General features: G+C 62.1%; 18 protein-coding genes. 7 read left to right on the forward strand and 11 right to left on the reverse strand.

Going from position 1 to position 19,612, the window contains the following annotated elements; translation table 11 throughout:
* Positions 1-69 precede the first annotated feature (69 nt).
* Positions 70-1,407: a glycosyltransferase gene (locus KUV72_RS01240; RefSeq protein WP_222237170.1), complete on the forward strand. Its 1,338-nt coding sequence runs from the start codon at positions 70-72 to the stop codon at positions 1,405-1,407.
* A 106-nt stretch (positions 1,408-1,513) separates the two neighbouring features.
* Positions 1,514-2,611: a sensor domain-containing diguanylate cyclase gene (locus KUV72_RS01245; RefSeq protein WP_206939910.1), complete on the forward strand. Its 1,098-nt coding sequence runs from the start codon at positions 1,514-1,516 to the stop codon at positions 2,609-2,611.
* Between the two features lie 219 nt (positions 2,612-2,830).
* Here the strand turns inward: KUV72_RS01245 and KUV72_RS01250 are convergent, their stop codons facing one another.
* From KUV72_RS01250 to glcD, 10 genes are all read right to left on the reverse strand, one after another.
* The gene (locus KUV72_RS01250) at positions 2,831-3,526 is read right to left on the reverse strand and encodes a TVP38/TMEM64 family protein (RefSeq protein ID WP_222237171.1); all 696 of its coding nucleotides are present in this window, start codon (positions 3,524-3,526) and stop codon (positions 2,831-2,833) included.
* Positions 3,523-4,365 carry a zinc-dependent peptidase gene (locus tag KUV72_RS01255; protein WP_222161704.1) on the reverse strand — a complete coding sequence of 281 codons (843 nt, stop codon included), beginning with the start codon at positions 4,363-4,365 and terminating at the stop codon, positions 3,523-3,525. The genes KUV72_RS01250 and KUV72_RS01255 overlap by 4 nt, the downstream gene beginning before the upstream one ends.
* Complete coding sequence (locus KUV72_RS01260; protein ID WP_206939905.1) at positions 4,365-5,939, reverse strand: bifunctional GNAT family N-acetyltransferase/carbon-nitrogen hydrolase family protein; 1,575 nt, start codon at positions 5,937-5,939, stop codon at positions 4,365-4,367. The genes KUV72_RS01255 and KUV72_RS01260 overlap by 1 nt, the downstream gene beginning before the upstream one ends.
* Positions 5,940-6,416: 477 nt before the next feature.
* Positions 6,417-6,779 carry a hypothetical protein gene (locus KUV72_RS01265; protein ID WP_206939904.1) on the reverse strand — a complete coding sequence of 121 codons (363 nt, stop codon included), beginning with the start codon at positions 6,777-6,779 and terminating at the stop codon, positions 6,417-6,419.
* 482 nt (positions 6,780-7,261) lie between these two features.
* A complete protein-coding gene (locus KUV72_RS01270; RefSeq protein ID WP_222237172.1) occupies positions 7,262-7,576 on the reverse strand; it encodes a hypothetical protein in 315 nt (104 codons plus the stop codon).
* A 157-nt stretch (positions 7,577-7,733) separates the two neighbouring features.
* On the reverse strand, positions 7,734-8,630 hold the full coding sequence (locus KUV72_RS01275; RefSeq protein WP_222237173.1) for a DMT family transporter: 897 nt from the start codon (positions 8,628-8,630) through the stop codon (positions 7,734-7,736).
* An 89-nt stretch (positions 8,631-8,719) separates the two neighbouring features.
* A complete protein-coding gene (locus tag KUV72_RS01280; protein WP_222237174.1) occupies positions 8,720-9,121 on the reverse strand; it encodes a heme-binding protein in 402 nt (133 codons plus the stop codon).
* 56 nt (positions 9,122-9,177) lie between these two features.
* Positions 9,178-10,425, reverse strand: a complete 1,248-nt coding sequence (gene glcF, locus KUV72_RS01285) for a glycolate oxidase subunit GlcF (RefSeq protein WP_222237175.1) — start codon at positions 10,423-10,425, stop codon at positions 9,178-9,180.
* A gap of 98 nt (positions 10,426-10,523) precedes the next feature.
* Positions 10,524-11,609 (reverse strand): glycolate oxidase subunit GlcE, encoded by a 1,086-nt coding sequence (gene glcE, locus KUV72_RS01290; protein ID WP_222237176.1) that lies wholly within the window; start codon positions 11,607-11,609, stop codon positions 10,524-10,526.
* Between the two features lie 408 nt (positions 11,610-12,017).
* Positions 12,018-13,517 carry a glycolate oxidase subunit GlcD gene (gene glcD / locus KUV72_RS01295; protein ID WP_222161711.1) on the reverse strand — a complete coding sequence of 500 codons (1,500 nt, stop codon included), beginning with the start codon at positions 13,515-13,517 and terminating at the stop codon, positions 12,018-12,020.
* Positions 13,518-13,729: 212 nt separating this feature from the next.
* Between glcD and glcC the strand changes: the two genes are divergently transcribed.
* Entirely contained in the window at positions 13,730-14,503 is a 774-nt protein-coding gene (gene glcC / locus KUV72_RS01300) for a transcriptional regulator GlcC (RefSeq protein WP_222237455.1), read from the forward strand.
* A gap of 339 nt (positions 14,504-14,842) precedes the next feature.
* Here glcC and KUV72_RS01305 read toward each other — a convergent pair whose 3' ends face one another.
* Positions 14,843-15,502: a GntR family transcriptional regulator gene (locus KUV72_RS01305; protein ID WP_206939889.1), complete on the reverse strand. Its 660-nt coding sequence runs from the start codon at positions 15,500-15,502 to the stop codon at positions 14,843-14,845.
* Positions 15,503-15,695: 193 nt separating this feature from the next.
* On the opposite strand from KUV72_RS01305, the gene KUV72_RS01310 reads away from it, so the two are divergent.
* The 4 genes from KUV72_RS01310 (at position 15,696) to KUV72_RS01325 (ending at position 19,587) form a co-directional block, all read left to right on the forward strand.
* Positions 15,696-16,172, forward strand: a complete 477-nt coding sequence (locus tag KUV72_RS01310; protein ID WP_222161712.1) for a GlcG/HbpS family heme-binding protein — start codon at positions 15,696-15,698, stop codon at positions 16,170-16,172.
* A 512-nt stretch (positions 16,173-16,684) separates the two neighbouring features.
* The gene (locus KUV72_RS01315) at positions 16,685-17,659 is read left to right on the forward strand and encodes a TRAP transporter substrate-binding protein (protein WP_206939885.1); all 975 of its coding nucleotides are present in this window, start codon (positions 16,685-16,687) and stop codon (positions 17,657-17,659) included.
* Between the two features lie 63 nt (positions 17,660-17,722).
* Positions 17,723-18,304, forward strand: a complete 582-nt coding sequence (locus KUV72_RS01320) for a TRAP transporter small permease (RefSeq protein WP_206939883.1) — start codon at positions 17,723-17,725, stop codon at positions 18,302-18,304.
* A complete protein-coding gene (locus tag KUV72_RS01325; protein WP_206939881.1) occupies positions 18,301-19,587 on the forward strand; it encodes a TRAP transporter large permease in 1,287 nt (428 codons plus the stop codon). The genes KUV72_RS01320 and KUV72_RS01325 overlap by 4 nt, the downstream gene beginning before the upstream one ends.
* Positions 19,588-19,612: the final 25 nt, after the last annotated feature.

The following is a 19,612-nucleotide window of genomic DNA, read 5'->3' on the forward strand; positions in this document are numbered from 1 at the left end:
TCGAGTGACGACCGTTTCACGCAGGCGTTATACGCTTTTTTTACCTGCTTTCGGGAGCGAATAGCCACCGTGAATGTGCTGATGTTCACCAACACCTATGCACCCATTGTGGGCGGGGTGAGCGAATCCGTGCAGCGTCTCAAGTCCCAGCTCCAGGACGCCGGCCATGCTGTGCTGGTGGTGGCACCTCGGCTTGAGGGACAGCCGGACAACGAGCCGGATGTGGTCAGGGTGGCGGCGGTCCAGCAGTTCAATGGCAGTGACTTTTCCCTCCCCGTACCGATTCCCGGGCAATTGTTCGATGCCATCGAGTCCTTCGAGCCAGACATCGTGCATTCCCATCATCCTTTCCTGCTGGGGGATACCGCGGCTCGAGCAGCGGAAACGTACGGACTGCCTTTGGTGTTCACCCACCACACACTGTATGAACACTACACCCACTATGTGCCCGGGCATTCGCCCCGGATGCAGCGCTTCGCCATCGCCCTGGCGACCCAGTACACCTGGCTGTGTGACGAGGTCATCGCGCCGAGCGAGAGCATCAAGGCGCTGTTGGCGGAACGTGCCGGCAATCCGCAGACCACGGTGGTACCAAGCGGTGTCGATACCCGTCGGTTTGCCGGTGGCCAGCGTGACCGTTGGCGTAAGCACTTCGGTATCGGTGACGATGCGCTGGTGTTGGGACATCTTGGTCGCCTTGCCAAGGAGAAGAATCTGGCCTTCCTGGCCCGTGCTGTGTGCCTGGCGTTGACGGCCCGAACGGACGCCTGGTGGCTGGTGGTGGGTGACGGCAATGCGCGGCAGGTGGTCGAGAGCATCGCCCAGGAACAGGGGGTGTTGGATCGCGTCTGCTTTACCGGGTGCCTGCATGGTCAGGAGCTGATCGATGCCTACCATGGGATGGATGTGTTTGCCTTTGCTTCGTTTAGCGAGACGCAAGGCATGGTCGTCGCCGAGGCGATGGCGGCGGGCTTGCCGGTGGTGGCCCTGGACGCGCCAGGCGTGCGCGAGGTGGTGCGTGACGGTGCCAACGGCCGCCTGCTGCAGAGCGAGGACGAGAGTGCCTTTGCCGAGGCGCTGCTGGAGTGCGGTGAGCCCGAGTGCTGGCAGGACCGGCATCAGGCCGCGCTGACAACCGCAAAAGACTACGATGAGTCGCGCTGTGCCGAGCGTTGCCTGCGCGTCTATCGCCTGGCCATCGCCCATGGCGGCCCCTTTACACACGCAGACGATGGCGGCTGGGAGCGGGTGCGCAGCCGTCTTGGCGCTGAGTGGCAGATGCTGTGCTACCGAGGGCGAGTCCTGCGTCACGTGGTGCAAGACGAATGGCGGGAAGAGCGTCCTTCCTGGTGGCCTGGGCACCACCATGGTGAACCGAAGACACCGGCTCGCCGAGAAGAGTCGTAGGCGTACCCTGGCCTAAGACATGTCGAAGGCTTGCTGTCGTCAGTATGCCGTTGCGGTGCGTCGCTTGGCGGTTGTTCCCTCTCCCTGGCTGGTGCACGATAGTGTCATGACAATGCAGCAGGATGGCATGAATGCCTGGCGTGGAGGTGGCAGGGTGTCCAAGGCAAGCGAACCAGGGGAAATGACGTCTCTCGACGTCGACTTGACCATCGAGTTGCCGGTGCGCTTCGTGCACGAGCTGTCTGCTGCCGAGTCGTTGCAGGACGTGCTGGACACGGTGGCCAGGTGGTCGCATACCGTGTTTGGCGCCAATCGGGCGTCCATCACCCTGGCCAAGTCCGAGACCGAACTGGCATTGATTGCCATGCAGGGTAACAACGCCATTCCCGTAGACGCTCCCATGCCCATCGAAGGGACGATGGTGGGGCGGGTCTATCGCACCCGTCAGGCGGAGTACGCCGCCAGCTTCGAAGGTAGCAGCGATCTGGATTGCCAGATGCTGCGTAGCAAGGGACTAAGGTGTTGTCTCGATGTGCCGATGATCAGCAGCGGTCGCTGCATGGGCACCATGAATATTGCCCATGAGACGCCTGACGCCTTCAGCGACCTCGATCGGCAGCGCCTGCAGGCCATGGCGCACTGGGTGGCGGCCAGCATTCGTATTCATCACCAGATGGAAGAAATGGCGCTGCTGTCCGGTACCGACCCCCTGACCGGGGTATGCAATAGACGGGCCTTCGCCACCCGCTTTGGTGCACTGACCAAGCGCTGGCAGTGCCATAGCGCGGCTCTGGGAATCGCGCTCATCGACCTCGATCACTTCAAGTCCATCAACGACACTTACGGCCATGACGTGGGCGACCAGGTTCTGGTCGCCGTGGCGAAAGCGCTCACGTCCAGCTTTCGCAAGTCTGACCTGATCGCGCGAATGGGAGGCGAGGAATTTTGCGTGGTCATGGCCGATGTGGACAAGCCGGCGCTGATGGTGGCGCTGGAGCGTTTCAATCAGGCGCTGGCCAGTCTCGATGTGTCGGCCGCAGGAGCGCCGATTGCGGTCACGGCCAGTATTGGCGCCCTGTTGATCGATCAGGGGCACGAGGACCTGAGCCAGCTGGTCAGCCATGCCGACAAGGCCATGTACCGTGCCAAGACCGGCGGGCGTAATCGTATTGAGTTTGTTCACCTTAAGGAAAGTGCCACCTAGGGCTTGTACGAAAAGTGCCTGCGCTTGGTGATACGGCGTTAAAAATCGGGTCAAAATGCTCATTTACACTTCGTAAACTGCGCTTTCTCACCGATTTTTGCCTTGTCTAACCTTCGCTCGTCGACTTTTCGGACAAAGCCTCGCCCGCACCTGGGGGGCGCTCACTTCACGCCCCGCACTTCAAGCCCTGCTCTCGAGACACGCTGTTCTAGAAAGGGCTTACCGCGTTATCTCGCGCCGGGAGCGTTTGCGCCGGTCCGCCCAGCGCTTGAGCGCCACCAGCACGGCAACGCCGATTGCCAGTCCCATCACGGAGTAGATCACCTCGCTGCGGCTGTCTGCCGTTACCAGCTCACCCAGCTGGCTGCCCAGCAGGGTAACGCCGGCAAGCCCAGGGGCGATCCCGATGACGGAGCCGATCAGGTAATCCCTGAAACGCAGGTGAAAGGCACCGGCCAGCATATTGGTCAGGGTGAAGGGGGCCAATGGCAGCAGATTGACGATGGTCATGGTGCGTATGCCGCGGCCGGAAAGGTAGCGCGATACGCCGTGGAGTCGCTTGCCGCCATAGCGCAGCAGTGCGTCCCGACCGAGTTGCCGGCCGACCCACCAGGTCAGGCATGACGCGGCCAAGGTGCCAATCAGGGCATAACCAAACCCCCACCAGGGCCCGAACAGCAGGCCCGTGGCCGCTACCAGCAGGCTGAGCGGGAACATCACCAGCGACAGGCCGGCGTAGACGCTGGCCACCACCACCATCGCCCATGGGCTATCGCGCCATGCCGCGGCGCCCTGGGCCAGCGTCAACAAGGTGTCGACCGTCAGCAGGTCATGCATCGCCAGCCATTGCCATGTCAGACCGCAGGCGAGGAGAAGCGTCAGCGCCAGAGTAGGGAGAAGCCAGCGACGGGTCATGACGAGCGAGCCTGTGAGTCGGATGACGGAGCGTCAAGGGCAGCGGTGGGTAGGTGCCATTGATGCGGCTGCTGCTTGAAGTAGCGACAGAGCAGTTCGTACAGGCCGGGATAGGCCTGCGATAGGAGGTCGGGTGCGCTGAAGAAGGTCTCGCAGCAGACCGCGAAACACTCTCCAGGGTGAGTGGCCGCGTAGTCATCGATAGGCGTCGGCTCGCCGCTGGCAACACGTTCCTGAAGGTCGTTCCAGACCGCGGAGAATTCGCGATGCCACTGCGCCGAGGCAATGGTCACAGGAAGCGGGGGGAAGCCGTCGACGTCCTGAGAGTTGCCCATGTCGAGCTTATGGGCGAACTCGTGGATGACCACGTTGAAGCCCTCCAGACCACCGCTCTCCAGCAGGTCGGGCAGGGCAATGACCACAGGCCCCTGATAGAACGTCTCGCCGGCACGCTCGTCCTCGTAGACGTGCATCACGCCGGCCTCGTCCATCTCTTCGACCTGGCGACGAAAGGCGTCGGGCAACACCAGTACTTCGTGCACGTTGGCGAAGGCGTCCTGGTGCTCGTGCTCGCTCCAGCCGAGCGTCAGCAGGCAGGCCTGGGCCGCCAGGGCCAGGCGTTCCTCGCTATCCAGTGCCGCAGGATCCAGGTCCGGGTGCAGGCTCAGACGCTTGTCGTGAAGAAAGCGCCAGGCGCGCTGCCCCAGGCGCTGGGCCGACGCCTCGGGCACCCGGGCCAGCAAGGGCAGCCGCGCTCGCGCGGCTGCCCAGGTGTCGGCGGGAAAGGGATGACGAGCATCGAAACGCGCCGCTCGCCATCGCCTGAGGCGGGACAACATCAGCTGTCGTCCTGATCCCTGGCGCCGGACTTCCAGGACCAGTCGCGCAGGCGCAGGTCGAACAGGTCCTTGCGGCGGTCCTTGAGGTTGGTCACCGAGCCCTCGGCACGCACCACGGTCAACCGCGACAGGTCGAGATCCGAGAACATGATCATTTCGGTGTTGGGGGTGGTCTCTGCCATGACCGCATCGTGGGGAAAGGCAAAGTCCGACGGTGAGAACACCGATGACTGGGCGTACTGGATATCCAGGTTCTCGATGGACGGCACGTTGCCCACGCTGCCACACAGGACGACATAGCACTCGTTCTCGATGGCGCGAGCCTGGGCACAATGGCGCACCCGCAGGTAGCCATTCTTGGTATCGGTCCAGAACGGCACGAACAGCATGTCCATGTCTTGATCCGCGAGCAGTCGGCCCAGCTCCGGGAATTCCACGTCGTAGCAGATCAGGATGCCGATGCGCCCGGCATCGGTCTGGAACACGCAGAGGTCGTCGCCGCCCTCAATGACCCAATCACGCCGCTCTTGAGGGGTGATGTGCAGCTTTGCCTGGCGCTCTACGCTGCCGTCACGATGGCACAGGTACGCCACATTGTAGAGGCGACCCTCGGGGCCTTCCTCGATCATCGACCCTGCGATGATGTTGATGTTATAGGCTACCGCCATGCGTGACATTTCGGTCTTGAAGCGCTCGGTGAATCCGGCCAGGAAGCGAATGGCCGCCATCTGGTCCTGCTGTGCGGCGCGATCCTGCAGCCCCATCAGCGGGGCGTTGAACAATTCGGGAAAGACGGCAAAGTCGCTCTGGTAGTCCGACAGCGCATCGACAAAGTACTCGACCTGCTGCAGTACCGCCTCGACCGATGCAAATTCGCGCATCTGCCACTGCACCGCGCCAACCCGAACCTGGGTGGGACGACTTTCCAGCATGCGCTCGGCCGGCTCGAACAGGATGTTGTTCCACTCGAGCAGGGTCGCATATCCCTGGGACTTCTCGTCCTCGGGCAAGTACTTGCGCAGCAGTCGCTTGACCTGGAAATCGTTGGACAGCTGAAACGACAGGATGGGGTCGTGCAGCTCCTTGCGCGATACCTTGTCGATGTACTCACTGGGAGACATCTGCTCGGCAACCCGGTGATACTCCGGGATGCGGCCCCCGGCCAGGATCGCTTTGAGGTTGAGCTGGCGACAGACTTCCTTGCGCGCTTCGTACAGGCGTCGGCCCAGGCGATAGCCGCGGTAGGCGGGGTCGATCAGTACATCGATGCCGTACATGGCATCGCCATCCTTGTCGTTCTGGATGGTCTCGCGCTTACCGATGAGATCGTCGTAGCGATGGGGGTTGGAGAACTCTTCGTAGTCCACCAGGGCGGTCAATGCCACGCCCACCAGGCGGCCATCGTCCTCGATGACGATCTGGCCGTCAGGAAATTCTGCCACCAGCTTGTCGATGGTGTTCCTGGGCCAGGCTCCGCCAATATCGTGATAGACCTTGTCCATCAGCCCCTTGAGCTGGGGATAGTCGTCGCAGGTCAGGTTGCGGAGATTCAGCTGTAGATCATCGAGGGACATGCAACGTTCCTCCGGAAATGAGTCGCTAAGGCTAACATGCCGCTTGCGGCAGGTGGAAAAGCCGGGAAAAGGTGGGGATCAGCGTTGGTTGACAGGAAAACGCGGTAAACAGGTGCTGTACAAGAACACTCACATAAGACCATCGGGATAACAGCAGCGGCACAAGAGCATCGCTGGAAAAGCATCTGTACAACAGCCACGAGCCCTGTATCAACGACCCATGTAAGGTGTTCCGCTACACAGTGGCGGTAGTGTCAGGACTTCGAAAAACAGGTGGTCACGAGTATACCTTAGGCACGTCTGTGACGTGAGCCAGCGCCTGTCCCATCGTCAGGGTGGCAGGAGGCACAACACACGCAAGACAACTAAGGCAACCGATAGCCCCAGGACATAAAAAGGCCCCGCCCAATGAGGGGCGGAGCCAGACGAGTCACTTTGCGGGCAGGTGCAGCGGCGCGCGCCGCAGTGCTAGAGGTCTCAGACCTCGTTTTCCGGCTTGTTGGCTGAGTCGACGCCGCTATCCTCGACCAGCTTGCCCTCGTCGAGAGCAGACGGGTTATCGCTGTCAGAGGCCTTGTCAGAAGGCATGTGGCTGGAATCGACGCCACCATCCTTGACGATTTCGCCACCGGGGATGGCGCCATCGGCATGGTCGGCCATGGACGGGTCGTTGGCCGAATCGACTCCGCTGTTGTCCGGCGTGACCTCCTCCTGCTGCATATCACCCTGGGCGTGCGCATGGTCGTCGCCGTGGTGGTCTGCCAGTGCGGCGCCGGAGGCGAGTCCAAGCAGTCCAGCAAGGGCCAGGCGCTTGAGCAACGTGGTTGAGAAAGTGTTCATTGCAGTACCTCCAGATGTTCACTGGTCATGGTCTGTACAGGGTCAGTCGATGCCTGTGCGCTGGCTCATCAGTGAGAGCGCATACGTCTCAGTTCAGGGCAAAGAAGATCGCTGTGGGTGGGGGCTAACAACCAAGAAACGTTAGCCGGACGAGGGCGAGGGAGGCGTGAACCCTTCCTTGGGCTCGGGTGGCGTCCTTTTCACTGTCCGGCGCGAGCCGATCCTTGTGCTCAATGTGGGCATCCAAGCCCATCAGTCCCGTCCTGGAACTGTCGGCAGCCTTCCTGGCAGCCGTGCTGATCTGGCCTGGGCCCTTCCATGGGCCCGTCAATCTTCCGTGTCGCTGTCGGGCGTGAGCGAGTCCGTCTGCTCGTCGTGGAGCCTCCTGCTCCTGCGGTTCCGTCCTGGAACCACTGGCGGCCTTCCTGGCCGCCGACCCGCGGCATATCCGTGCCGCTAGTGCCGTCCTTGGCAGGGCGCGTTTATTCGGTTTCGTTGGCAGAGTCGACGCCGCTGTCTTCTGCCAGGTCACCGGTCGGCTGGGTCTGAGTCATGCCGGCGTCAGCACCTTCGGTGCTGTTGGCAGAGTCGACGCCACCGTCCTCGACAATCGGCTCATCAGTGTTCATGGCATCGCTGCCATGCTTGCCGCTTGAATCGTGCTGCTCGGTGACATTATTGGAAGAATCGACGCCACTTTCCTGTGCATCGCTTTCCTCATGATGGTTTGCCAGGGCCATGCTGGAAAACAACGCCATGGCGCTCATCAGTGCTGCTGCCTTGACGATATGTTTCATGGTGAACCTCTCGTCGCTGGTGGGTGCAGTGGACCGCCGGCGTCCTGTGCTCAGCGGTTGTACTAAAGCTATACAACCTGATCTGAAAATGCAAATAAGCCTGATAACTAAGTCTAAGTATTGTTCACTGTTATGGCGACAACGGCAGGCATGTCCCCTAGGTAACAGGAGGTTTTAGGCCGATGGGGCGACGCAAGGTCTGCGCCAGGAGAACCCCGGAAAGCACTAGCGCGCCACCGCTAAGGTGGTGCCACGAAAGAGTTTCACTAAGGAAGGACATGGCGATAAGGGCGCTGAATAGCGGCATCAGGTTGATGAATATGCTGGCTCTGCTGGCGCCAATTTGTCGAATGGCCAGCATCCACAGGTAGGTGGTGACGATGGACGCAGGGATGCCTGCGTACAGGATCAGTCCTATATTTTTTGAATCAATGGGGGTCATGGGGCCCATCAGATAAAAAGGCAGCAGCGCGATCACGGCGAACAGCGCCTGGCCGTAGAGCATGACCCAGGGGGAGATGGGGAGCGGCCAACGCTTGAGCATGACGCCATACAGCGCGTAGCAGATAGCGGCCACTACCATCAGGGCATCGCCTGGAGCGACCTCCAGCGCTGCCAGGGTAGCGAGTCGGCCTTGGCTCAAGAGCCAGAGCACCCCGATCAATGCCAGCAGGCCGCCGATGCATCCACCCCAGGTAGGCGCCTCTCGCAGCACCAGCGCACTGAGCAGAATGGTCAGCAGCGGTACCATGGCGGCTAGAATGCCCATATTGGTGGCACTGGTGGTGGCCGCTGCCACGTAGGCAAGGCCCTGCCAGAGCGCCATGCCAAGCAGACCGAGCAGCGCGAGCCTTGGCCAATGCTGGATGACCTGCCGTCGCTCTGACCACAGTCGTGGCCAGACAAAGGGGGTCATCACGAGTACGGCCAGCACCCAGCGTAGAAAGGCGATGCTGCTGGGAGAGATGGTGCCTACGGTCAGCTGGTTGATGGTCATGTTGCCGGACCAGATCAGCACGGCACCCAGCGGCGCGAGAAAGGGCAGAAGTGGCATGGGACCTTCCGTGTCAGCACTTCGGTGAGTCACAAGCACCACCGCCGCCAGAAGCGGCGGCGGTGGATCCAGCTGTCGGGGACGGCGTGTTACGCGATGGCAGCGGCGCCAGCCTTGGCTATCTGGATGTCCTGATCGGGCTTGACCCCGGAGATGCCCACGGCGCCTGCCACCTGGCCATCGATCATGACGGGGACACCGCCTGACATCAGGCCCTGCATGGGCGCCGACAGGAAGGCATTGCGGCCACCGTTGATCATGTCCTCGAAAATCTGGGTGTCCTTGCGGCCGATGGCGGCGGAGCGTGCCTTGGCCATGGCAACGTCAGCGCTGAAGGGCGCTGCACCATCGAGGCGGCGTAGGCCCAGCGGATAACCGCCGTCGTCGCTGACCACAATGGTGACGGCGAAGCCGTTAGCGTCGGCTTCCTGTTGCGCGGCATCAAGAATGGCATTGACCTGAGACTGGTCGAGGTAAGGCTTGGTCGGCATGGTGGCTCCTGTTGTTACAGTCAGTACAAAATGTGGAAAATATTTTCGTTTTCAGTCTAGGCGCTCTGGGACTGTCTGACCAGAGCCTCATCAACGATCTCGACCCAGTGGCGCACCGGGGTGCGGTTGGTGGAGGCAAGATGGGTCTGGCACCCAATGTTCGCCGTGACGACCACATCCGGCTTGCCTTCCTCCAGCGCGTCCATCTTGTTGTCGCGCAACTGGCGCGACAGTTCGGGCTGGGTGATCGAGTAGGTCCCGGCGGAGCCGCAGCAAAGGTGGCCATCTCGCACCGGTGTCAGGGTGAAGCCCATCCTGGTCAGTACCGTTTCCACCGCGCCGTTGAGCTTCTGGGCATGCTGCAGGGTGCAGGGGCAATGGAAGGCCAGGCGCTGGTCGGCGCGCACGTCGAGAGTGGTCAGGTCTTCCTGTCCCAGCACCTCGACCAGGTCCTTGGCGGCCTCGCTGACCCGACGTGCCTTCTCGGCATAGTCAGGGTCGTCGGCGAGCACTTCGACATATTCCTTGACGAAGGCGCCGCAGCCGCTGGCGGTCTGGATGATGGCCTCGCAACCGGCGTCAAGGTGAGGCAGCCAGGCGTCGATATTGCGTCTGGCTCGCTCGCGTCCGGCTTCCTGGGCGTTCAGGTGAAAGTCGATGGCGCCGCAGCAGCCAGCCTCCGGTGCCGGGGTCAGCGCGATGCCTAGCCGGTCCAGCACGCGGGCAGTTGCGGCATTGGTATTGGGGGACAGGCCCGGCTGAACGCAGCCTTCCAGGATCAGCATCTGCCGCTCATGTCGCCGGGTGGGGCGGATGCCTGCATCGACCGGACGAGGCGGCATCTTGCTCTTGAGCGCGCCCGGGACCAGTGGCTTGAAGGTCTGGCCCAGCGACAGCAGCGCCTTGAAGCGGGCAGGCTCGACCAATGCCTTGCGCAGACCGAAGCGCAACGCCTTGTCGGCGGTGGAGCGCGGCACCCGGCGTTCGATCTCGGCGCGGCCGATATCCAGAAGCTTGTGGTACTCGACGCCTGACGGACAGGTCGTCTCGCAGTTGCGGCAGGTCAGGCAACGGTCCAGGTGAAGCCGCGTCTCTTCGGTGATGCGCTGGTCGTCAGCTGGGCTCTCGAGCATCTCCTTCATCAGGTAGATACGCCCGCGCGGGCCATCGCGCTCATCGCCGAGCAATTGGTAGGTGGGGCAGGTCGCGTTGCAGAAGCCGCAGTGTACGCAGCTTCTCAGTACCCTGTCCGCCTCACGCAGGTGAGGCTTCTCGAGATCTTGTTCGGTGAAATGCGTCTGCATGTTGTTATCCGCTAGTCGTGGTCAAGGCTTGCAGCGTCACTGCAGTCTTGCGATGAAACAGGTCGCCTGTGGCAATCGCTTGGCGCGCCAGGGGCGCATTACCAGTCCGGATACAGCCGACGCGGATTGAAGATGGCGTCGGGATCGAGTTGGCGCTTTACCTGCTCGTGGTACTTGGCGACCACTGGGGAGAGCGGGGTAAAGGGCTCGGCAGCGCCCGGCGTGAAACAGCTGGCATGCCCTCCGGCGCGCTGGACAACGGCGCGTAGTTCATGGGCATCGACCGCGCCTTTCAACCAGCGTTGGTTGCCGCCCCAGTCGAGCAGCAGGGTATCCGGGACAACCCCGTCGAGCGTGAGCATGGCGCTGTTGGTCGGCAGACTGATCCGCCATAGCGGCGCGTCCGAGGCCGTAAAAAAGGGCAGTGACAGCTCTTTGAGTTCGCTCCAGAAGCTTGGCTCCAGCGTGTCGCCACCGATCATGCTGGCGGTCGCCTTCACCGAACTCTCACCGCCCTCCAGGCGTACGTGCAGGGAGCCAGCGTGCCAGGCGGCTGCACTCAGCGGCAGTGGCTTGCGGCCCCACTCTGCCAGGCGCTGCAGCGCATCTTGCTGGCTCATCTCAAGACGCAGGCTGGCGCTGGCGGTGGCCTTCGGCAGCACCTTGAGCGTCACTTCGGTAATCAGCCCCAACGTGCCCTGGGCGCCGACCATCAGGCGTGACAGGTCGTAGCCGGCCACGTTCTTCATGACTTCACCGCCGAAGCGCTGCTCACGCCCCTGATGGTCGAGCACCCGCAGGCCCAGCACAAAATCGCGCACTGAGCCGGCCCAGGGACGGCGTGGCCCGGACAGCCCGGTGGCGATGGTGCCACCCACGGTGGCGGCGCTGCCGAGGTGAGGTGGTTCGAAGGGCAGCATCTGGCCCTGGTCGGCAAGTGCATCTTCCAGTTCGGCGATCGGAGTGCCAGCGCGCACCGAGACAATCAGTTCGACCGGATCGTAGCTGGTGATGCCACGGTGTTCGCGGGTGGATACCGGCGTACCTTCCACGGGGCGGCCATAGAAGGACTTGGTGCCGCCACCTTCGATACGGATGGGGTGAGCGCTGCTGGCCGCTGCAACGGCCTCAGACAGGGCGGGAAGGCCGTCGGCAGCAGAACAGAAAACATCGTTGTTGGACATGCGGGTACCTGCATTCCGGCAAAAGAGAAACAAACATCCGTGCAGTCGCGCTATACGGCGATGACCGGTTCACGAGAACCGAGGCAGCTCTGGATGCGGTAGCTCGTTGTTGTGCACGTGCATTGCTCTGAACCTTGATCGGGCACAGCGGGCCAGCGCCGTGACGGTCGTGTAGCTGTCATGGCTAGAACCTGGGCAGCTGTGGATGCGGTAGCTCGTTGTTGTGCACGTGCATCGCTCTGAACCTTGATCGGGCACAGCGGGCCAGCGCCGTGACGGTCGTGTAGCTGTCATGGCTAGAACCTGGGCAGCTCTGGATGCGGCAGCTCGTTGTTGTGCACGTGCATCGCTCTGAACCTTGATCGGGCACAGCGGGCCAGCGCCGTGACGGTCGTGTAGCTGTCATGGCTAGAACCTGGGCAGCTCTGGATGCGGTAGCTCGTTGTTGTGCACGTGCATCGCTCCGAACTCGGCACAACGCGCCAGGGTCGGGATGTTCTTGCCAGGGTTGAGCAGACCGTCGGGGTCGAAGGCTGCCTTGACCGCATGGAAGGTAGAGATTTCCAGGCTGTCGAACTGGGCGCACATCTGGTTGATCTTCTCGCGGCCTACCCCATGCTCGCCGGTGATCGAGCCGCCTGCTTCCACGCATAGCTCAAGAATCTTGCCGCCCAGCGCCTCAGCGGTGGCCAGCTCTCCTTCACGATTGGCGTCGAACAGAATCAGCGGATGCATATTGCCGTCGCCGGCATGAAACACGTTGGCCACCTTCAGGCCATATTGCTGCGACAGGTCGCTGATGCCCTTGAGCACTCGCGGAAGCTCACGCCTGGGGATGGTGCCATCCATGCAGTAGTAGTCCGGCGACATGCGCCCGACGGCGGGAAACGCGTTCTTGCGACCTGCCCAGAACTTGGCTCGCTCGGTTTCGTCGCGGGCCAGCTGGACATCACTGGCACCCGCCTTGGCGAGAACACCGCGCACGGTCTCGATATCGTCGTCGACGTCGGCCTCGACGCCGTCGAGCTCGCACAGCAGGATCGCCTCGGCATCCACCGGGTAGCCGGCTCGGATGAAGTCCTCGGCGGCGCGTATGGCCAGGTTGTCCATCATCTCGAGGCCGCCAGGAATGATGCCGGCAGCGATGATATCGCCCACGGCGGCACCCGCCTTTTCGACGTCGTCGAAACTGGCCATCAGCACCTTGGCGGTTTCGGGTTTTGGCAGCAGCTTGACAGTGATCTCGGTGACCACACCGAGCATGCCCTCGGAGCCCATCATCAGCGCCAGCAGGTCGAAGCCTGGGCTGTCGAGCGCCTCGGAACCGATCGTCATGCGCTCGCCTTCGATGGTCATCACCTCGAGCTTCAGCACATTGTGTACCGTGAGGCCGTACTTGAGGCAGTGCACACCGCCCGCGTTCTCGGCGACATTGCCGCCAATGGAGCAGGCAATCTGGGAGGAGGGGTCCGGCGCGTAGTAAAGCCCAAAGGGCGAGGCCGCTTCCGAGATGGCCAGGTTGCGCACCCCCGGTTGCACACGCGCGACGCGAGCGTCGGCATCGATGTCGAGGATGCGGTTGAAGCGTGACATGACCAGCAGCACCCCTTGCTCCAGCGGCAGGGCGCCGCCGGACAGGCCTGTGCCTGCTCCCCGGGTCACCACCGGTACGCCGAGCGCGCGGCATTGCTTGAGCAGAGCCTCGACCTGGTCCAGGCGCTCGGGCAGGGCCACCAGCATGGGCAGGACGCGGTAGGCCGAAAGGCCGTCACATTCGAAGGGGCGCAGGTCTTCCTCACGGTGCAACAGGGTAAGATCAGGGGCAACGCGAGAAAGCTCCGCCAGGACTTCCTGCCTGTCGCGGCGCGGCAGGGCGCCGTCCAGGCGTTCGTCGTAGAGGATGTTCATGATGCTTGTTCGCCTCAGCTAGCACGGTCGTGCGTACTTGATGGTTATTGTCTGCACTACAATCTGCGTGCTATCGGTCCTGCTGTCCACCAGTTGGTTTGCTGGTCTGACCAGTTGTTGTAGCGCTGGCGCTTCTCTTCCGTCCATGATCAGATCGGCAAACGACTGACCGGCGGACGACACATGTGACAGAGGTGAGGGGCTACGCGGATATGTGGGACCGGGACGAGCGACTCGCACCGAGCAACACCTCGGCGGCGATCGCCGCAAAACTTGAGACGCTGATTCTGGATGGTGTCTTTCGGCCAGGGCAGTTGTTGCCCTCTGAACGCCGCCTGTGCGAGCGGCTGGGGGTTGGGCGCTCGTCGTTGCGCGAGGCGCTGGGCACGCTGCGCAGCAAGGGCGTGATCGTGACCCGGCAGGGAAGGGGGTCCGAGGTCGCCCCGCTGGTGGAAGCCCCCCACGCCAGCCCCTTGATGCACCTGTTTCGCGAGCACCCCAGAACCCTGTATGACCTGCTTGAAGTGCGAGCCTTGCTGGAAGGGGAGTCGGCCAGTCTGGCCGCCAGTCGCGGGACCGCCTCGGACAGGGTGTTGATCACCCGGCGCTACCGGGAGATGGCGGACTACGTGAGTGGGACCCAGGACATTGAAGTCGAGCGTCTGGCGCGTCTCGATCACGCCTTCCATCTGGCGATCTGTCAGGCGTCGCACAACCCAGTGCTGGCGCACACGCTGCAAAGCCTGACCGACCTGCTGCTGAGTTCAGTGTTTGCCTCGGTGAAGCACCTCTATCATCGGCCGGATGCACGAGACATGATCAATCGCCAGCACGCCCGTCTACACCGGGCGGTGGTGGAAGGCAAGCCGCAGCTAGCGCGCCGAGTGGCGCTGGAGCACCTGTCTACCATCGGTGACATGCTGCGGGAGATCGAGGCAGAGGATCAGCGCCTGGAGCGCTCTTCCATGCGCTTGGAAGAGTGGTAAGGGAAACACTGCATAAACTACTGCGCTCGACATCTCGGCTGCTGGCGGTGCTCAAGATCCTCATTTAACCGCATGCAAAGGAAACACTGCATAAATGCCTACGCCGCCGATTCGCTGCGTTACGCGCTGCTCGAACTCCTCACCTATACCCCATAGGCTCCGGGTTCTGCGCTGCGGGCGCCTGGCGCCTCATGCCGCTCGGCTGATTTATTCAGCGCTTCCTAAACTCCGGTCTTTGCGCTCCGGCAGCTACCGACCTGTCATCGCTCGAAACATTTATTCAGCGTTTCCTAAGTGCCGAGACGACGGCAGACACCTTTCCACGGCGTCCCGGAACCCCTATTCTTCGTCGATGATGCCGCTGACGGTTGCCACTTCCAGCTTGTGGCCCAGGTGGGCCCTGAGGATGTCGCCCAGGCGCTTGCCGTCCCGCGCATCGATGGCTTCCAGCATGGCTTCGTGGTCGGCGACCGCCTTGGCCCAGTTGGCTTGTCCCATTTCGACGCTATAACGAATGCGTTTTACCCGCTGGCTCAAGTTGTTGTACATCTCGATAAGCACATCATTGTTCGATGCGGCCAGGATGCGCTCATGAATCTGCTGGTTGACCTCGAAGTAAGGGGCTAGCTCCCCGTTGCGGTAGTGATTCAACATGCGTTGATGCAGCGCGCGAATCTGCTCGACATCCTCATCACTGAGATGTTGGCAGGCCAGTTCGCCGGACAGTCCTTCAAGGGCACCCATAACGTCGTAGGTGTTCTTGACCCCCTGGCGAGTCAGCCTGACGACTCGTGAACCGCGATTGGGCAGGTTCTCGACCAACCCCTCCGACGTCAACACCTTGAGCGCTTCGCGCAGCGGGGTGCGTGATACGCCAAAACTCTCGCACAGCTCCTTTTCGGCAATCTTCTCGCCGGGAAGCAGACTGCCTTGCTCGATCAGGTCGCGTACCCGGTCGGCGACTTCCAGGTAGAGGCTGCGCGGCTGAATCTTTTCCATGTCTCGAGTCCCTGGATCAAAAGGTCGGTGAAGGGTGTCAGCAGGCGATAGCCGGTGGCGTGTGCTGGATGTCATGCAGGATACCGCAGTTGACGGCCACCGTTTTCGGTATTATGAATTCATTATTCAAAGAAAGCGAGTGCGACAGGTGCTGGCAGAGGTTCCATACAACACATGATGTGATGGAGGGATGATGGCTGGGAACGTATTTCTTGCACAGGTTCAGATTCCGCGGCAGTTGGCGCGAGGCATTCTGGATGCAGCATTCGAACATGCCCGACAACAGCAAATGCCTCCGCTGACGGCGGTGGTGCTGGATGGCGGCGGCCAGCTGGTGGTCGGTGAGCGTGAAGACGGCTGTAGTCCGCTACGCTGGGCGGTGGCCAATGGCAAGGCCTATGCCGCCCTCGGGGTCGGCGTAGCCAGCGGTGTCACCGGAGAGCGTAACGCTCAACGGCCTGCCTTTCTGGCGTCCGTGGCGGACGCGGCACAGGGACGCTTCGTGCCCGTGGCCGGCGGCGTGCTGATACTCGATGAGGAGCAGCGCATTGTCGGTGCCGTGGGCGTCAGCGGTGCATCGTCCGCTGAGGATCAGGCGGCGGCGATAGCGGGGATTCGTGCGCAAGGCTGGCAGGCAGGCCTGCAACCAGGAGACGACTCGGCGTCCTGAGCGGGCTCGTCCCGGACGACCTGTCACAGTGGAATTACGGTGAAAGAGCCGCCTTCTGTGGAAGAAGTGCGCCCCTTTCCCGTGTTCCCGTCGATTCTTGGGTTCATCTTCCTTTTCTCTCTGTATCTGTCTTTTTTCCTGTTCCCCACTCTGCTGTTTGCTTCCCGCCTTATCCGCTTGTCTTTTTATCCGCTTGTCTTGCCGGTCTCTTCGGCATCTTCCGCTTGGCGGCCGGTGCCATGGCACCCTTGGTCTAGTCCAAGAAATCTTTAAGCAATTGATATTTATTTAATTTTTTTCGATAAAGCCGAGTTAGGCAAAGACAAAAGTATAATACCTAATTTTGAATTATGTATCCATTCTTCCAGTGGTCCATCGAGAGTTTGCCCCGACTACGCCGGTTGAAGCAGGCGTGACAGGAGCACGCCAGCTCCCGATGCGCCATCCTCCAGGGCGTTATCCCGCGCCCTCCGCCAGACCATGCAGGACAACAACAATTCGGAGTGAGGGTTATGAAACTGCTGAAGACCGTACTGGCCGCTTCCGTGCTGGCGCTAGGCGTCGGCACCGCTCAGGCCGACGAAGTGCAGATCAAGTTTGGCCATGTGGGTGGGCCAGGTTCGCTGTTCGAGAAGACCGCCAACGAATTTGCCCGCCTGGCCAACGAGCGGCTGGAAGGCGAGGCCGAGGTGGTCACCTACGGCTCCAGCCAGCTGGGTTCCGACGAGCAGATGCTCAACAAGTTGAAGCTCGGCACCATCGATCTGTCGCTGCCGTCCTCGATCATGAGCAGCGTGGCGCCGGAATTCTCGCTGTTCGAGATGCCCTACCTGATCGAGGATCGGGAGCACCTCGCCCGCGTCCGCGACGAGGTGCTGCGCGATGTGCTCTACCCCGTGGCCGAAGACAAGCGCTACCGCATCATCGGCATCTGGGAGAACGGCTTCCGTCAGATCACCAACAACGTCCGCCCGATCGTGGTCCCCGAGGATCTCGATGGCATCAAGCTGCGTACCCCCAACGGTGTGTGGCGGGTCGAGATGTTCAAGAGCTACGGCGCATCGCCGGCGCCCATGGCACTGTCCGAGGCCTTTGTTGCGCTGCAGACCGGCGCCATGGACGGTCAGGAAAACCCCCTGGTACAGATCTATTCCCAGCGCTTCCAGGAGGTCCAGGACTACCTGTCGCTGTCCAACCACGTCTATTCGCCGGCCTATGTGCTGGCCGGCGCCAGCTGGACCCGCCTGCCCGAGCATGTCCGTGAAGTGCTGATCGAGACCGCCGAAGAGGTCGAGGCCTTCGCACTGGAGCAGGGCGCCGCGCTGGACGAAAGCCTGGTCAGCACCATGGAAGAAGAAGGGATGGAGGTGAACGAGGTCGACACCGACGCCTTCGTCGAGGGCTCTCGCGGTATCTACGAGAAGTTCGCCGCCGAGGTGGAAGGGGGTGAGGAACTGTTGTCGCGGGTGGAAGCACTGCGCGAATAACGCCTGTCCACTGCGGCCTTGCCAACCTTGGTGAGGCCGCATCCACCTTCGGAGGGATGCTCTGTGCTTACCACCATTTCCGCGGCCTACCAGAAGCTTCTGGAGGTCATCGTCTTTCTCAATGTGCTGGCGCTGACCCTGGTGGTGACCATCGGGTTCGCGTCACGCCTGTTGGGTTCCCCTTTCAGCTGGTACGACGAGGTCGCCTCCATCGGACTGGCCTGGCTGACCTACTACGGCGCCGCCCTGGCCGCCCTCAAGGGCGCCCACATCGCCTGTCCCAGTGTGATCAACATGGTCTCGCCATCCATTCGCCTGCCTATCGCGCTGCTCGCCGAGGCGATCACCATTGGCTTCTTCGTGCTGCTCGGCGTCACCGGTTTTCAGGTGGTACAGATCCTCGAGGGGTCTACGCTGGTGAGCCTGCCCAGCATCTCGGTGCAGTTTACCCAGTCGGTGATCCCGATTGGTGCCGCCATGTTCATTCTCGCCCAGCTGCTCAGGCTCCCCGACGTTATCCGGGCGGCCAAGGGAGCTGGCTTCGTCGATCACGAGCTCGAAGAGGCCGGTGTGCTGGCCGATGACGTGCGCAGCGATGACCCACCCGCCATGCCTGAAGGTCAGATGCCGAGGAGAACCCCATGATCATCGCGTCCATGTTCTTCGGCCTGATCGGGCTGATACTGATCAACGTGCCGGTGGCCATCGCCCTCGGTCTTGTCGGCGCCCTGGCCACCGTGGCCAGCTATGGCACCCTGGCCTTGCCCAACGTCGGCATGGTGATGTTCGACGGTGCCACCAAGTTCCCGCTGATTGCGATTCCGCTGTTCATCCTGGCCGGCGCCATCATGAACGCCTCCAGCATCTCGCGCCGGTTGATCGATCTGGCGTCTGCCATGGTCGGCTTCATCAAGGGCGGTCTCGCCATGGTGACCATCGGCGCCTCGATCTTCTTTGCCGAGATCTCGGGCTCTGCCGTCGCCGGTGTCTCGGCGATCGGCTCGATCCTGATTCCGGCCATGCGCAAGAAGGGCTACTCCAAGGAGTTCGCCGCGGCCATCTCGTCCTCGGCGGCGAGTCTGGCGATCATCCTGCCGCCCTCGATCCCGATGATTCTCTACGCGGTCATGTCCGGCGAGTCGGTGGTCAAGATGTTTGTCGCCGGTATCTTCCCGGGCCTGCTCGGCGCCCTGGGGCTGGCGGCCATGTGCTACTACCTGGCGCGTCGTCACAACCTGCCGGCGGAGCAGAACTTCCAGGCATCGCGGCTGTGGAAGGCCTTCAAGGGCGCCATCTGGGCGCTGCTGATTCCGGTGATCATCCTCGGCGGAATCTTCGGCGGCATCGTCACCGCGACAGAAGGCGCAGCGCTGGCGGTGGTGGTGGCGATCTTCATCAGTGCGGTGATCTATCGCGAGTTCAGCCTCAAGATCTTCTACAAAGCCTGCCTCGATGCCGGTGTCCAGACGGCGGTGGTGATGCTGCTGGTGGCATCCTCGGCGGTGGTCGGTCTGTATCTCACCGAGACCCAGATTCCTCAGCAGCTGGCCAATTCCATCGCCGAGATGACCGACAACAAGTACGTGGTACTGGCGCTGCTGAACGTCATCTTCCTGGTGCTGGGGATCTTCCTGCACTCGGCGGCGGCGATCATCCTGGTGGTGCCCATCGTTCTGCCGCTGGTCACCGCGGTGGGCATCGATCCGCTGCACTTCGGCCTGATCGTGACGCTGAACCTGGCCATCGGCCAGCAGACGCCTCCGGTAGCCAGCGTGCTGATCGCTTCCTGCTCCATCGCCAAGGCCGACATCTGGGCGACTACCCGCACCAACCTGTGGTTCCTGGCGGTGCTGTTCGTGATCCTGCTGATCAACACCTACGTGCCCGCCGTGGCCCTGGCGCTGGTCAACCTGATCTACGGCGTGTGATCGCGACCACCTAAAGGAGAACAAT

The sequence above is a fragment of the Halomonas sp. DP4Y7-1 genome (assembly GCF_019800705.1).
GTDB classification, from domain to species: domain Bacteria; phylum Pseudomonadota; class Gammaproteobacteria; order Pseudomonadales; family Halomonadaceae; genus Halomonas; species Halomonas litopenaei_A.